At 71.0% G+C, this 12,991-nt stretch carries 13 protein-coding genes; 3 read left to right on the top strand and 10 right to left on the bottom strand.

Annotation, left to right across the window (positions count from 1 at the left end; all coding sequences use genetic code 11):
- Positions 1 to 8: 8 nt before the first annotated feature.
- From Amac_RS32190 to Amac_RS32170, 5 genes are read right to left on the bottom strand one after another with little or no spacing between them, the layout of a single operon-like run.
- Entirely contained in the window at positions 9 to 2,279 is a 2,271-nt protein-coding gene (locus Amac_RS32190; protein ID WP_155358181.1) for a CaiB/BaiF CoA transferase family protein, read from the bottom strand.
- On the bottom strand, positions 2,276 to 3,307 hold the full coding sequence (locus Amac_RS32185; protein ID WP_218041421.1) for an ABC transporter ATP-binding protein: 1,032 nt from the start codon (positions 3,305 to 3,307) through the stop codon (positions 2,276 to 2,278). The genes Amac_RS32190 and Amac_RS32185 overlap by 4 nt, the downstream gene beginning before the upstream one ends.
- Positions 3,300 to 4,286 carry an ABC transporter ATP-binding protein gene (locus tag Amac_RS32180; protein WP_155358180.1) on the bottom strand — a complete coding sequence of 329 codons (987 nt, stop codon included), beginning with the start codon at positions 4,284 to 4,286 and terminating at the stop codon, positions 3,300 to 3,302. The genes Amac_RS32185 and Amac_RS32180 overlap by 8 nt, the downstream gene beginning before the upstream one ends.
- Entirely contained in the window at positions 4,283 to 5,155 is an 873-nt protein-coding gene (locus Amac_RS32175; protein WP_155358179.1) for an ABC transporter permease, read from the bottom strand. The genes Amac_RS32180 and Amac_RS32175 overlap by 4 nt, the downstream gene beginning before the upstream one ends.
- Positions 5,152 to 6,099, bottom strand: coding sequence for an ABC transporter permease (locus Amac_RS32170; RefSeq protein ID WP_218041420.1), 948 nt, complete (start codon positions 6,097 to 6,099; stop codon positions 5,152 to 5,154). The genes Amac_RS32175 and Amac_RS32170 overlap by 4 nt, the downstream gene beginning before the upstream one ends.
- 346 nt (positions 6,100 to 6,445) lie before the next feature.
- On the opposite strand from Amac_RS32170, the gene Amac_RS32165 reads away from it, so the two are divergent.
- Positions 6,446 to 7,801: a PucR family transcriptional regulator gene (locus tag Amac_RS32165; RefSeq protein WP_155358178.1), complete on the top strand. Its 1,356-nt coding sequence runs from the start codon at positions 6,446 to 6,448 to the stop codon at positions 7,799 to 7,801.
- A 32-nt stretch (positions 7,802 to 7,833) separates the two neighbouring features.
- Here Amac_RS32165 and Amac_RS32160 read toward each other — a convergent pair whose 3' ends face one another.
- The 4 genes from Amac_RS32160 to Amac_RS32145 form a co-directional block, all read right to left on the bottom strand.
- Positions 7,834 to 8,712: a VOC family protein gene (locus Amac_RS32160; protein WP_155358177.1), complete on the bottom strand. Its 879-nt coding sequence runs from the start codon at positions 8,710 to 8,712 to the stop codon at positions 7,834 to 7,836.
- Positions 8,713 to 8,823: 111 nt separating this feature from the next.
- Complete coding sequence (locus tag Amac_RS32155) at positions 8,824 to 9,045, bottom strand: hypothetical protein (RefSeq protein WP_155358176.1); 222 nt, start codon at positions 9,043 to 9,045, stop codon at positions 8,824 to 8,826.
- Positions 9,046 to 9,124: 79 nt separating this feature from the next.
- Positions 9,125 to 10,126, bottom strand: coding sequence for an aldo/keto reductase (locus Amac_RS32150; protein ID WP_155358175.1), 1,002 nt, complete (start codon positions 10,124 to 10,126; stop codon positions 9,125 to 9,127).
- Entirely contained in the window at positions 10,126 to 10,557 is a 432-nt protein-coding gene (locus tag Amac_RS32145; protein ID WP_155358174.1) for a PPOX class F420-dependent oxidoreductase, read from the bottom strand. The genes Amac_RS32150 and Amac_RS32145 overlap by 1 nt, the downstream gene beginning before the upstream one ends.
- A 102-nt stretch (positions 10,558 to 10,659) precedes the next feature.
- Between Amac_RS32145 and Amac_RS32140 the strand changes: the two genes are divergently transcribed.
- A complete protein-coding gene (locus tag Amac_RS32140) occupies positions 10,660 to 11,490 on the top strand; it encodes a helix-turn-helix transcriptional regulator (protein ID WP_155358173.1) in 831 nt (276 codons plus the stop codon).
- Here Amac_RS32140 and Amac_RS32135 read toward each other — a convergent pair.
- On the bottom strand, positions 11,487 to 11,954 hold the full coding sequence (locus tag Amac_RS32135) for an Rrf2 family transcriptional regulator (RefSeq protein ID WP_155358172.1): 468 nt from the start codon (positions 11,952 to 11,954) through the stop codon (positions 11,487 to 11,489). The two genes, Amac_RS32140 and Amac_RS32135, sit on opposite strands and share 4 nt — an antisense overlap.
- Positions 11,955 to 12,034: 80 nt before the next feature.
- Between Amac_RS32135 and Amac_RS32130 the strand changes: the two genes are divergently transcribed.
- Positions 12,035 to 12,904 (top strand): SDR family oxidoreductase, encoded by an 870-nt coding sequence (locus tag Amac_RS32130; protein WP_218041419.1) that lies wholly within the window; start codon positions 12,035 to 12,037, stop codon positions 12,902 to 12,904.
- Positions 12,905 to 12,991 lie beyond the last annotated feature (87 nt).

Genomic DNA, 12,991 nt, shown 5'->3' with positions numbered 1-12,991 from the left:
ATCTCCAATCAGAAGGGGTTCCAGCCCGGAGGCAGCGCGTCCAGCTGGACAGCCCAGCCCCGCGCCAGCGTGTCGGCCTCCTCGCCCAGGCCGATCTCGTCCAGCACCGCACGCCCGTCCGCGCCGGGACGGCGGACCGCCTCGCCCAGCCGGGGCGGATTGCCCTCGACCGAGATGGCGAGACCGGGCATCACCACCTCCCCGACCTCCTCGGAGACCTGGTTGACGCTCAGCCCGAGCGTTCTGGCGCGCGGGTCGGTCATCAGCTCCCCGAGCGAGGAGACCGGATGCGCGCCCACACCCACCGCGACCAGCCGCCGGGTCCACTCGGCCGCGCTGGCCGAGCGGAAAGCGGCGGCGATGTGTTCGGGGCCGGAATCCAGGTCCAGACCGGGCACCTGGCGCAGCAAGGGCAACTGCTCCTCCGTCGCACCGAGGAAGAACCAGCCGTCGGCGGCCTGGTAGAAGCGCTGCCACGGGCTCGGCCCGAGCGCGGCGGGACCTTGGCCCGACGTCTCAGCCAGCACATGCCAGGCCTGCTGGTAAAGGCCGGTCTGGGTGAGCGAGGCGTGCACGTGCTGCCCCTGCCCCGTGGTCTCCTGGTGGTAGAGGCCAAGCGCGGCGGCGAACGCCGCCATCGCGCCGGTCCCGTAATCCAGCACGTTGTACGGCCCGAACACTGCCGGCGGCCCCTCCCCACCAGAGCGGACCATGATCCCGGTAGCCGCCTGACCCTGCGTCTCGTAGCCCCGCCGATCCGACCACGGCCCGCCACGCCCGAAACAGTTGACCGACACGTAGACGATGTCCGGACGGCGGGCCCGCACGTGCTGATAACCCAGTCCATAACTGTCCGCAGTCCGCCCGGGAAAGTTGTGCGTGAGCACATCCGCCTCGTCGATCAACCGCCACAGGACCTGCTGACCCTGACTGGACTTGACGTCCAGCAGCACGGTGCGCTTGCCCCGATTCACAAACCCATGCGCGCCGACCCACCGCTGCGGCACATTGATCTTGACCACGTCGGCCCCGAACTCGGCCAGAATGCGCCCCGCACTCGGCCCGGCCAGAATCTGGGTCAGATCCACAACCTTCCGCCCCTGGTACGGCAATCCGCCCCCACCCGCCAGCAACCAGGCGGAATCCGACGGCGTGGCCAACTCGGCCAAGATCTCCGCTCGGTCCCCATCGGGCAGGCTGCGCGGCCGGCCAGGCACGGCGGGGGTCTCCGACAGCCAGACCGGGGAGCCGGGCATGGCGGTCGGCCCGAGCACCGGGTCGTCCAGCACGACCACCTCGCCGGACACCCGCGCATGCGCAGTGTCCAGCCACTCCTTGGTGGTCCGCACCAGGGTGAGCGGCACCCCGGCCGCGTCGGCGAGTTCCTCCCACTCCAGCGCGGGGCGGCTCAGGAAGAGTCCTGTCAGCCGCTTTTCCAGCAGGTCACGCAAGTGCGGCTCGCGGTCCATCCTGGGCCGGTCGGTCAGTCCTTCCCCAGCCCACTCGGCCACCCCCGCCGCGTCGAGAAACCACGAGAGGAAACGAGTGGTCGCGCCGATCGGGTTGAACTGCACATAGCGACCGTCCGCGCAGCGATAGGTGCCGCTGCCGTTGGCGCTGATGGCACGTTCCGGTCCAAGACCCCGGGCCGTCGGGTACGCCCCAGTACCCCCGATCGCCTCGAACATCGCGTTATACAGCGGCACCTCGATGCGATCCCCCCGGCCGGTGCGGTGCCGCGATGTCAGTCCCGCCACCACCGCGTACGCCCCGCAGAAGGCCGCGAAGTTGGACGCCACCGGGATCGCGCTGTAGGTCGGGCGGGTGGGGTCCCAACCCTTGGGCACGTACCCGGCCCTGATCCGGCAGTTGCCGGTGGCCGCCGCGATGACCCCCTCCCAGCCGGGCACCCCGGCCCGCGGGTCGGCGGCGGCGAAGCCGGGCAGCGAGCAGTACAGCAGCCGGGGGTTGACCTCGCGCAACTCCGCCCAGCCGAGCCCGAGCCGATCCATCACCCCCGGCCGGAAGTTCTCGATCAGCACGTCGGCCCGCCGGATCAGCTCCCTGGCGGTGTCCAAATCGGCCTTCAGGTCCAGAGTGATGCGGCGTTTGTTCCGGTTGAGGAATGCGTCGGCGCTGTCCAGCACGGCCCCTGGGCGGTCCACGCGGACCACGTCGGCGCCCTGGTCGGCGAGCATCAGCGCGGCCAGCGGCCCGGCCACGTAGTGACCGAAGTCGACGACCCTGACACCCGCCAGCGCACCTCCCCTGTCGTTCATCGCACGGTCTCCTGGGGGATCGTCACTTCATCCATCGGTTTCTCGCCCGGCCGGTGGCGCACGCAGGCCACTCGGTGCTCGGCCGCGATCTGAAGCAGCGGCGGGTCCTGCTGGGCGCACTCGGGCAGCGCCACCGGGCAGCGGGTGTGGAACCGGCAGCCCGAGGGCGGGTTGGCCGGATCGGGCAGGTCGCCCTTGAGCACGGTCCTGCGGCGGGCCCGCTGCGCGCGCGGGTCGGGCAGCGGCACCGCCGACAACAACGCCTTGGTATAGGGGTGCCGCGGGTCCTCCGCGATCTGCTCGGCCGGACCTTCCTCGACGATCCGGCCCAGATACATCACCGCGATCCGGTGCGCCAGGTGCCGTACGGTGGCGAAGTCGTGCGAGACCAGCACCATCGCCTGGCCGGTGTCCTCCTGGATGGACAGCAGCAGGTTGAGGATCTCCGACCGGGTGGACAGGTCGAGCGCGGAGGTCGGCTCGTCGGCCACCAGCACGCTGGGCGACAGGGCCAAGGCACGGGCGATGCAGACGCGCTGCCGCTGCCCGCCGGACAGCTCGTCCGGGTAGCGGTCCACGAACGCCGGGTCGAGCGCCACCCGGGCCAGCAGGGCGGCCGCCCGCTCGCGCATCTCCCCCCGGCGGATCCGGCCGTGCACCAGCAGCGGTTCCGCGACGGCGTGGGCGACGGTCTTGGTGGGGTCGAGCGCGCCGTACGGGTCCTGGAAGATGACCTGGAGGCGGGCGCGCATCTGTTTCAGCTCGCGGCCCTTGGCCCGGCTGACATCCTTGCCCTCCACCTCGACGGTGCCCTGGTCGGGGGTGAGCAGCCGGGCCATCAACCGGCCTACGGTGGTCTTGCCGGAACCCGACTCGCCGACGATGCCGACGGTGGTGCCGGCCCGCACCTCCAGATCCACACCGTCCACGGCGCGGACGCTCTCCACCGTCCGGCCGAACGCGCCCCGGCGCATCGGGAACGACTTGCTCAGGCCCTGAACCCGCAGGACCACCCGATCCTCAGCCACGGCCGGCTCCCTTGAGCGTCAGGTCGCCGGAGGCGACGCGGCCACATCGGGTGCGGTGTCCCTCGCCCAGCAGGGCGTCAGGCTGGGGCTCCCGGCAGTGCTCCACGGCGTGCGCGCAGCGCGGCTCGAACCGGCACCCGGCCGGGAACCCGCCGGCGGACGGCACCCGCCCCGGGATCACCGTCAGCCGCGACCTGGCCTGGCCCGACTGCGGCACGGCCGCCAGCAGCGCGCTGGAGTACGGGTGCCCCGGGTCGTAGAACAGCCGGTCCACGGTGGTGCGCTCGGCGATGTGACCGGCGTACATGACGACCACCTCGTCGCAGAAGTCGGCGACCACGCCGAGGTCGTGGGTGACCAGCAGGACGGCCAGGTCGAGGTCGCGTTGCAGGTCCCGCAGGAGCGCCAGGATCTCGGCCTGGATGGTGACGTCCAGCGCGGTGGTCGGCTCGTCGGCGATGACCAGCTTGGGCTCGCAGGCGATGGCCGCCGCGATCATGACCCGTTGCTGCATGCCGCCGCTCATCTCGTGCGGGTAGGCACCGATCCTCCGGGCGGCGTTCGGGATGCCGACCCGCTCCAGCAGCTCGCGCGCCCGCGCCAGGGCCGCCCCGCGCCGCTCGCCCAGGTGCAGCCGCCGCGCCTCGGCGATCTGGTCGCCGACCGTCATGGTCGGGTTGAGGCTGCTCATCGGTTCCTGGAAGACCATGCCGACCGGCCCGCCGCGGATCCGGCGCAGCTGCCGGGGCGTGCACGTGAGCAGGTCGACCCCGTCGAACCAGACGGAACCGGCCGTGACCCGGACGGCGGCGGGCAGCAGGCCGAGGATGGACATCGAGGTCAGCGTCTTGCCGCAGCCGGACTCGCCGATCAGCGCGGTGGAGCGGCCCTCGCTCACCTGGAAGCTGACATCCTCCACCAGGCCGGGCTGGCGGCCGGGCAGGTCGATGGTGAGCCCTTCCACCGACAGCAGCGTCATATGCCTCTCCTCAGTCCGACCGCGTCGCGGATCGCGTCACCGATGGTGTTGAAGGCCAGCACCGTCAGGACCATCGCGATCCCGGGCGGCACGACCGAGTAGGGCGCGTCGAATTGGTTGGTGTAGGCGGCCTTCAGCATCGACCCCCAGCTGGCGTCGGGCGGCTGCACGCCGAGCCCGATGAAGCTCAGGCTGGCCTCGGCCAGCAGCGCGACACCCATCAGGATGGTCACCTGGACCAGCAGCGGGGCGGCGATGTTGGGCAGGATGTGCACCCACAGGGTCCGGCGGGTGGGCGAGCCGATCGCCACCGCCGAGTGCACGAAGGTCTCCTCGGCCACCGCCAGGGTGGCGCCGCGCACCACCCGGAACAGGCCGGGCGCGAAGATGATGCCGATCGCCACCATGGCGTTGACCAGGCCGGGGCCGAGCACCGCCAGGATGGCCAGCGCCCCGACCATGGCGGGCAGGCTGAGGACGGTGTCGGCGAGCCGCCCGGCGACGGCGTCCACGACGCCCCGGCGCAGCCCGGCCCACAGGCCGAACGGCAGGCCGATGAGCAGCGCCACGCCCACCGAGATGAGCGGCGCGACCAGGGCGATCCTGCTCGCCTGGATGATCCGGCTGGCCACGTCCCTGCCGAACTCGTCGGTGCCCAGCAGGTGGGACCAGCTCAGCTCGGCGAACCTGTTGCCCAGGTCCTGCGCGTCCGGGTCGTGCGGGGAGATGAGCGGGCCAAAAACGGCGAACAGCACCAGGACGGCCACGAAACCGGCGGCGGTCGCGGCGGACGGGCGGCGCAGGACGTTCCGGATGACCCGGCTGCGCTGGGAGCTTCTGGTGGCGGAACTCAGGGTGGCGGTTGTCATGCGGTGCGCACCTTCGGATTGATCCAGCCGTAGGCCAGATCCACGATGAGGTTCATCAGGACGACGACGACGGCGCAGAGCAGCACGTATCCCTGGATCACCGGGTAGTTGCGCTGCAGCACCGCGTTGACGGCCAGGGTGCCGAGGCCGGAGATGCCGAACACGGCCTCGATCACGATCGCGCCGCCCAGCAGCCGCCCCGCCTGCAGGCCCAGCACGGTCACCACCGGGATGGCGGCGTTGCGCAGGATGTGCCGCCGGACCAGCCAGCCGCCGGACGCGCCCCTGGCCCGCGCGGTTCGCACGTACGGCCGGGTGAGCACGTCGGCCACGCAGCCGCGGGTGTGCCGGGCCAGCTCCGCGGCCGTGGCCAGGCCCAGCGCGGTCGAGGGGAGGATCACGTGCGACAGCCAGGTGCCGAAGCCCTCCCCCAGGTCCGCGTAACCGGTCGCCGGCAGCCAGGTGTTGGTGAGTGAGAAGACCGAGACCAGCACCAGCCCCAGCCAGAAGCTCGGCATCGCGATGCCCAGGGTGGCCAGGGTGGAGACGAGCCGGTCCAGGCGTCCGCCCTGGGTCAGGCCCGCGACGATGCCAGCCGACACCCCGACCAGCACCGCGAGGACGATCGCCATGACGGTGATGACCAGGGTCGGCGGAGCCACCTCCGCGATCGAGGTGAGCACCGACTTGTCGGTGAACAGCGATTTGCCGAGGTCGCCGCGGAGCACGCCGGACAGCCAGGTGACGTACTGCGCGAGCACGGGCCGGTCCAGCCCCAGCTGGGTGCGGATGCGCTCCACGTCGGCGGTGGTGGCGTTCTCGCCCGCGATCACCTCGGCCGGGTCGCCCGGAATGAGGTGGACCAGCAGGAAGGTGAGGATGGACACCAGCCACAGGACCAGCAGACCGCCACCGAGCCGACGGATGATCATGCGAGTGCTCATCGTCACCTCCGTTGAGCGTCGGGCCGGCGGCGACCTGGCCCGCGTTTTGTCCGATAATTGGACAAAACGTTTGATATTTGTTACGCCATGCTGCCCTGCGGGTAAGTTCGCGTCAAGGGGATACCGCCGCGTAAATCCTCGGAGTCGGGACTGTTACAGATCCAGGTGGGATCGATGGGTCCGGCCGGGGCGTCAGCACAGGTGCCGGTCGTCGGCGGGTGCGCGGCGGTGACCCACGTATAGCCGATCACGGGGAGCCGGTACGTTGGGCTCCAGCACAGGACGATCCGCTTTTCTCTGGTCCCGAGCACATGGCATCTTCCCCCTTTCGCCCTAGGATGCGCACATGGCCGAACCGTCGACCTCCGCCGGCCTGTCCCCCGTCACCAGCGGGTTCACCGAGATCAACCAGGAGAACCGCACGCTCCGCGACCTGGTGGAGATCTACCGGCACCTGTCCGGCCTGGCGCTGCAGGACGCCGACATCGGCACCGTCGCCCAGCTCATCGCCCGCAGGACCGAGGTGACCGTCGCGGTCATCAGCCAGAAGATGGGCATCCTCGCCGCGGCCTCACCCGGCGAGAGCTACGAGAACTCCGTGCAGTACGTGCACGACCACCTGATCCACCCCCGGCTCGCGCACCTGCTGGCGATGGCCGGCAAGACCCGGCGCGCCATGCGCCTGCCCGACCCCACCCGGGGCCGGGCCAGGATCGTCGCGCCCATCCTGGTCGGCGACACCGTCCCGGCCTACCTCGTCTCGCTGGTCGCGAACGTCTCGCTGGTCGCGGACGCGCCCGAGCAGGGCGAGGACATCCACCTGCTGATCGCCGAGCACGCCGCGACCATCTGCGGCGTCATCCTGGCCCGCGAGCGGGTCATCTCCTCGGCGGGCAGCCAGGTGCGCGACGACCTCATCGAGGGCCTGCTGTCCGGCTCGGGACGGGACAACGACGAGGTGGTGCGCTGGGCGCAGCACCTCGGCTTCGACGGCGAGCGGGACCACCGCGTGCTGTCGGTCGTCATCGAGGCGCCCCCGGGCGACAGCGAGCGCAGCCTGCTGGTCGCCGAGCGCGCGGCCGGGGCCACCGCGCGGCTGTTCGTCGCCCAGTCGCCGGACGCGATCACCGCCGTCCGGGCCCGAGAGGTGATCATCGTGCTGAGCGAGCCGGCCACGCCCGCCACCGGCATCCGGGCCGACCAGCTCGGCGCGCTGTGCGTGCAGCGGCTCGGCGCGCTCTTCCCCGACGTGGGCGTCTCCATCGGCATCGGCGGCGCGTTCCGGGAGCCCGCGCACATCGCCCGGTCCTACGAGGAGGCGCGGCGCACCAACGAGGCGGTCCGGCGGCTGGGCCGGCGCGGCGCGGTGGTCGCGTTCGACAGCCTCGGCATCAGCCGCCTGCTGCTCCAGGTGCCCGACCCGGAGGCGCTGCGCGAGTTCGCCACCGACATCCTCGGCGCGGTGCTCCGGCACGAGCAGGAACATCACGTCAAGTACGTGACGACGCTCAAGTCGTACTTCCAGGAGAACAGCAGTCCCCGGCGGGCCGGGGAGCGGCTGCACGTGCACCCGAACACGGTCACCTACCGGGTCCGCCGGGTGGAGGAGATCACCGGCCTGGACCTGGACAACTACCGGGACCGGCTAGCCGCCCAGGTCGCCCTTGAGATCCTGGAGGCCCTCGGCGAGGCCGGGCTGTGACCGGCCCGGCGCTTTTCAGCGCCGGGCTCTTTTCAGCGAGGCGCGGTGACCACGGCCGCCGCGGAGTAGACGATCCCGCCCGCCCGGGAGGAGTCGATGTAGCGGGGAATCCAGTTCTCGTCGTCGACCTGGCGCGCGCCCCAGCCATAACAGACGTCGAAGCCGGTCGAGGTACGCACCCGGAACAGGAACATGTTGTCCGACAGCCGGCGCCCCGGGCTGACGAAGGCGTCCATCTCCCGCTCCGCCAGGTCCCAGGCGATCTCCACCTCTTCCAGCGTGGCCGTCTCGATCATCAAATGCTCCAGCCGGAGCGCGTCGCCGCCCTCCAGGAGCGCGATGCTGTGGTGGCGGAGGTTGCAGCGCAGGAACCACATCTCCCCGTACGGCCGGCCCAGGTTGATCGCGTCGGAGACCCGCATCCCCAGCACGTCGCGGTAGAAATCCAGCCCGCGCTGCAGGTCGGGCACCCGCAGCGCCACGAAACCCAGCCCGAGATCGCCGGTGACCGCCCGCGAGCTGGGACGCTGGCCCCGGTAGGAGCCCGGCTTCTCCTCCTGACCGACGAACAGCTCGTGCCGCAGGCCGAAGGGGTCGGTGAAGAAGACGATCCGCCGCACCGAACGCTCGGCCGCCAGCCGCGCGCCACCCGGCTCCACCGCGAACCCCGCGCCCGCCACCCGGGCCACCGCCGCCTCAAGCGCGGCCTCGTCGCCCAGATCCCAGCCGAGGTAGAGCAGCCGATCCGGCCCCTGGGGATGCACCGCCAGCCGGTAAGCCCGATCGCACCAGCGCACCCGAACCGTGCCGTCCGGCAGCCGATCCGCCTCGAAGCCGAAGACCCTCGGCCCGAAATCCAGCCAGTCCGCCGCCGCCGCGGACTGCGCGCCGACATATCCGAGAGTCCGCATCCCGCAACCCCCTCGTGCCTCAGGCACACTTGTGCGCCACCACAAGAGTACGCGGCACCGGCGCCATGTCAGCTCGTCCGGCCGGGCCTGCCTGGAGGCGTTTCGGCTGCCTCAGAACGCCTCGTCACGCTCGGCATCGTAGAAGCACCACATGAGTTCGCCTCTTGAGATGTCCTGAGCTTCGGCTTCCCGCTTTACTGCAACAGACATGTCGCCCTTATTCACTGCGTCCAGGACTTCTTGGCGTAACTGCTTGACTTGGGCACGAGCACGATCACATTCATCCGTCCCACCGCACGCCGAGAGTGACAGCGAGCCGAACGTGCCGGCCAACGCAAGGACTGTCCGAAGCCGCATGGCGGGACCTTACGAGAACGTGATCGCAGACTCGTAACGCCCACCTCGTGCGAGGTCAGCGGGGGGTATCGCGATCAAATAGCGTGGTGCCAGACACCCGCTCGCCGAACAGCCACGGCCGGGGTCCCAAGTTGTCCGCGGTGGGGTAGCCCAGGTCGAATTCGACCGCCGAATCCAGGCGGTCCATGGTTTCCGCCGGGAGGGTGACATCGACGGCGGCCAGGTTGTCCTGCAGTTGCTCGGCGGTGCGGGAGCCGATGATCGGGTGCACGGCACGGGACCGGCCGCGGGTCCAGGCGATCGCGACCTGCGACGCGGTCACCCCCAACTCCCCGGCGACATCCTGCACGGCACGCGCCGCTCGATGATCACGCGCGGTGAGGGACGCCGGATTGATCCTGGTCGAAGCCCCGACAGGGCTGAGGAACTTGCCCGAGAGCACCCCACCGGCGAGCACCCCGTAGGTGGCCACGCTCAGGCCAAGAGCCTTAGCCATCGGCAGCAGTTCCCGCTCGATGTCCCGCTTGAGCAGGCTGTACGGCACCTGGATCCCCGCGAACGAGGTCCAGTCGCGCCATTCGGCCAGGGTGTTGGCCCGGGAGACCAGCCACGCGGGCAGGTTGGAGGCGCCCACGTAGAGGACCTTCCCCGCGCGGACGGCGTCGTCGAGCGCCCGCATGGTCTCCTCGATGGGCGTGACCTCGTCCCACATGTGCACCCAGAACAGGTCGACGTAGTCGGTGCGCAGCCGCCGCAGGCTGGCCTCAAGGGAGAGGGTGAGGTTCTTGCGGTGGCTGCCGCCCGCGTTCGGGTCCCTGGCGTCCCGGGTGAGCGTGAACTTGGTGGCCAGCACGAACTGGTCGCGGCGCTCTCGCAGGAGGTCGCCCAGGATCTCTTCGCTGTCACCGTAGGCGGAGGCGGTGTCGATGACGTTGCCGCCCGCGTCCGCGTACAGGTCGATCATCTTGCGGGCCTCGGCGGGGCTGGCGAAGCTCATCGCGCCGAGGAACAGGTCGGAGACCCGCAGGCCGGTCGGGCCGAGCAGCTGGTAACGCATCAGGCCACATCCCGGGCGGACAGGTCGAAGGAATCGGTGTCGATCCCGCGCGTCAGGACGCGCCGGGGGTGGATGCGGAGCCACGCCGAGTCGAACGGCATGGTGGCGCCGATGCGCTTGCCGAGTTCCTCGCCGCCGGTGGTGTGCGTTTCGGCGCGTCCCCGGATCTCCATGCCGCGCGGGGTCCAGGGATCGGTGGAGGCAAGATCGTCCACGGCGAACGCGACCTCCGGGTGGCGCTCGGCGTCGCGGAACTTCTTGCTCTCGACCATGTTGGTGCCGGCGTGTCCGGCGATCACGATGGTCTGGGTCTCCGGGTCGTAGAAGACGCCCACCGGGACGATATGCGGGCGGCCGCCGGGGCCGACGGTGGCCAGGCGGCCGAGCAGCTGGCTGTTCAGATATTCGATCTCGTTGTCGGTAAATCTCATGATCTTCATTGTGGGGAGCCTATCCGGCGGCAGGAAGGCCGAGGGAAGGCTAGCCCTGGCAGGGCCACGATCCGGGGGTGGTGCCGGCCGTACACTCGGGCCATGGATTTGGGGGCGTTTCTCCGTAGTCGCCGGGAGGCCATTACGCCGGCCGAGGTAGGGCTGCCCGATAGCGGCCGGCGGCGTACGCCCGGTCTGCGGCGGGCTGAGCTGGCCACCATCTCCGGGGTGAGCGTCGACTACCTGACGCGGTTGGAGCAGGGGCGCGATCGGCATCCGTCGCCGCAGGTGCTGGGCGCGCTCGCGGACGCGCTGCGGTTGCCGGGAAGCGAGCGGATCCAGCTCCGCAACCTGGCCAAGGCGGCGTCCGGCGCCGACATCCTGTGTCCCGGCGCGCTGCCGCCGGAACGGGAGGTGCGGGCCACGATGCGGTCGCTGCTGGACCGGCTGGAGACCACTCCGGCCGTGCTGCTCAACCGGCTCGGCGAGACGCTCGCCCACACCTCCGCCTACGAGCGCCTCGCCAGGCCCATCGGCCTGCTGGACGGCCGGCCGCCGAACCGGGCCACGTTCGTGTTCACCGACGACCGGGCTCGATCGGCGTTTCCCGACTGGGAGCGGATCGCCGACGAGGAGGTCGCGGTGCTCAGAGCCGAGTCCTCGCCCGATGACCCGCACTTCGCGCACCTCGTCGAGGAGCTGACCATCGTGGGCGGCGCGCCTTTCGCCGAACGGATGCGGGCCGGGCTGGTGCCGCCGCGCCGTACCGGTGTCGAACGGCTGGTCCATCCCGAGGTGGGCGAGCTGCGCCTGTCGTACGAGACCCTGGACACCGAAGGCCAGCGGATCCTCTGCTACCTCCCGGCTGACGAAGCCACGTCCGCCGCCCTGGACCGCCTCAACCGGCGCCCGTTGCGGGCGGTACGCGGCTAGACAGCGCCGTTGGTGCGAGCCGGAACCGTCAGGATGTCGACGGTGAACGGGGCGCCGTCGGGAAGGGAGTCCGCGACGGTCAGCTCGTCGAGTGCGGCCTCGATCGCGCGGGCCACGCGCTGCTCGACCTCCGCCAGCCGCGCGCTCACCGAGCCGCCGACCGGGCAGCCTGGAGGCGGGCCGTGGATGCCCAGCACCGGCCCATCCCCCTGTACGGCTCGCCACACGTCACCGAGGCTGATCTCGTGCGAGGGGCGGGCGAGCTGCCAGCCGCCGAACACCCCGGCTTTGGACTGGACGAAACCGGCGCGCCGGAGCAGGCCGAGCACGCGGCGGAGGTAGACGGAGCTGGAGCCGACGCTGGGGGCCAGTTGCTCGGAGCTCAGCGGCTCCCCGGGAATCGACGCGAGCAGCCCCAGTACGTGATAGGCGACGGCGAAGCGGGTGTTCGTGGGACTGCTCACCCTCACAGTCTATAACTGCAACCGATCTGGTTATTATTAACCGTCACCGTTCTGATTACGGAAGCATGTGGAGGGCCCAAGTGCCGACCATCGCTATCACCGGAGCATCCGGTCACCTCGGCCGCCTGGTCGCCGAGCTGCTGCTCGACAAGGGGGAACAGCCTGTCCTGCTCACCCGCGATCCGGCCGCGCTCGGCGAGTTCGCGCAGCGCGGCGCCGACGTCCGGCACGGGGATTTCAGCGACCCGACCGGCCTGCGGTCCGCCCTGACCGGCGTCGATCGCCTGCTGCTGATCTCGACCGACATCATCGGTCCTGGCCGTATCGAGCTGCAGACCCAAGCCGTCGAAGCGGCCCGTGCCGCGGGCGTCGGGCACGTCCTCTATACCTCGCTGCCGAGCCCGGACCCGGACAATCCGGCCGCCGTCGCCGTCGACCATCGGGCCACCGAGACCGCGGTGCTCGACAGCGGGCTGACGTGGACGTTCCTGCGCAACAACATCTACGCCGAATACCAGATCCCGACGGCCGCCCAGGCGGTGGCCGGCGGCCAGCTGGTGACCAACAGCGGCGCGGGCGCCACCGCCTACGTCTCCCGCGAGGACTGCGCGGCCGCCGCCGCGGCGGTGCTGACGTCCGAAGGGCACGAGAACACCGTCTACGACATCACCGGCCCGGAGGCGATCGACGCCGCGGCGCTGGCCGCGCTGGCAGCCGAGATCAGCGGCCGTCCGGTCGAGGTGGTCCATGTCGATGACGAGGGGTACGTTCAGGGCCTGGTCGCGGCCGGGCTGCCGGTCGAGGTCGCGCAGATGATCGCCTCCTTCGGCGCCTCGGCCCGCGGCGGCTGGGCGGAACGGGTCTCGACCGCGGTCCGCGACCTCACCGGCCGCGACCCCAGGTCACTGCGCGACGTGCTGGCGGAAAACCGGGCCGCGCTGGCCGGCTGACCGGCCCTGACGCGCCGGCCTGGGGCCCACGCGCACCACACTGGGCCCCAGGCCGACGCCTTGCCCATCTCATCGCCGCTGTCCGGA

Origin of the sequence: Acrocarpospora macrocephala, assembly GCF_009687865.1 — a bacterium.
In the GTDB taxonomy this organism is placed as follows: domain Bacteria; phylum Actinomycetota; class Actinomycetes; order Streptosporangiales; family Streptosporangiaceae; genus Acrocarpospora; species Acrocarpospora macrocephala.
Note: the sequence above shows the minus strand (reverse complement) of the source record. Positions and strands in the feature narration are given on the sequence as shown.

Bases quoted from the DNA above. Each gene is read 5' to 3' on its own strand.
- Amac_RS32190 (WP_155358181.1), bottom strand. From the start codon at position 2,279: ATGAACGACAGGGGAGGTGCGCTGGCGGGTGTCAGGGTCGTCGACTTC.
- Amac_RS32180 (WP_155358180.1), bottom strand. From the start codon at position 4,286: ATGACGCTGCTGTCGGTGGAAGGGCTCACCATCGACCTGCCCGGCCGC.
- Amac_RS32175 (WP_155358179.1), bottom strand. From the start codon at position 5,155: ATGACAACCGCCACCCTGAGTTCCGCCACCAGAAGCTCCCAGCGCAGC.
- Amac_RS32170 (WP_218041420.1), bottom strand. From the start codon at position 6,099: ATGAGCACTCGCATGATCATCCGTCGGCTCGGTGGCGGTCTGCTGGTC.
- Amac_RS32165 (WP_155358178.1), top strand. From the start codon at position 6,446: ATGGCCGAACCGTCGACCTCCGCCGGCCTGTCCCCCGTCACCAGCGGG.
- Amac_RS32160 (WP_155358177.1), bottom strand. From the start codon at position 8,712: ATGCGGACTCTCGGATATGTCGGCGCGCAGTCCGCGGCGGCGGCGGAC.
- Amac_RS32150 (WP_155358175.1), bottom strand. From the start codon at position 10,126: ATGCGTTACCAGCTGCTCGGCCCGACCGGCCTGCGGGTCTCCGACCTG.
- Amac_RS32145 (WP_155358174.1), bottom strand. From the start codon at position 10,557: ATGAGATTTACCGACAACGAGATCGAATATCTGAACAGCCAGCTGCTC.
- Amac_RS32140 (WP_155358173.1), top strand. From the start codon at position 10,660: ATGGATTTGGGGGCGTTTCTCCGTAGTCGCCGGGAGGCCATTACGCCG.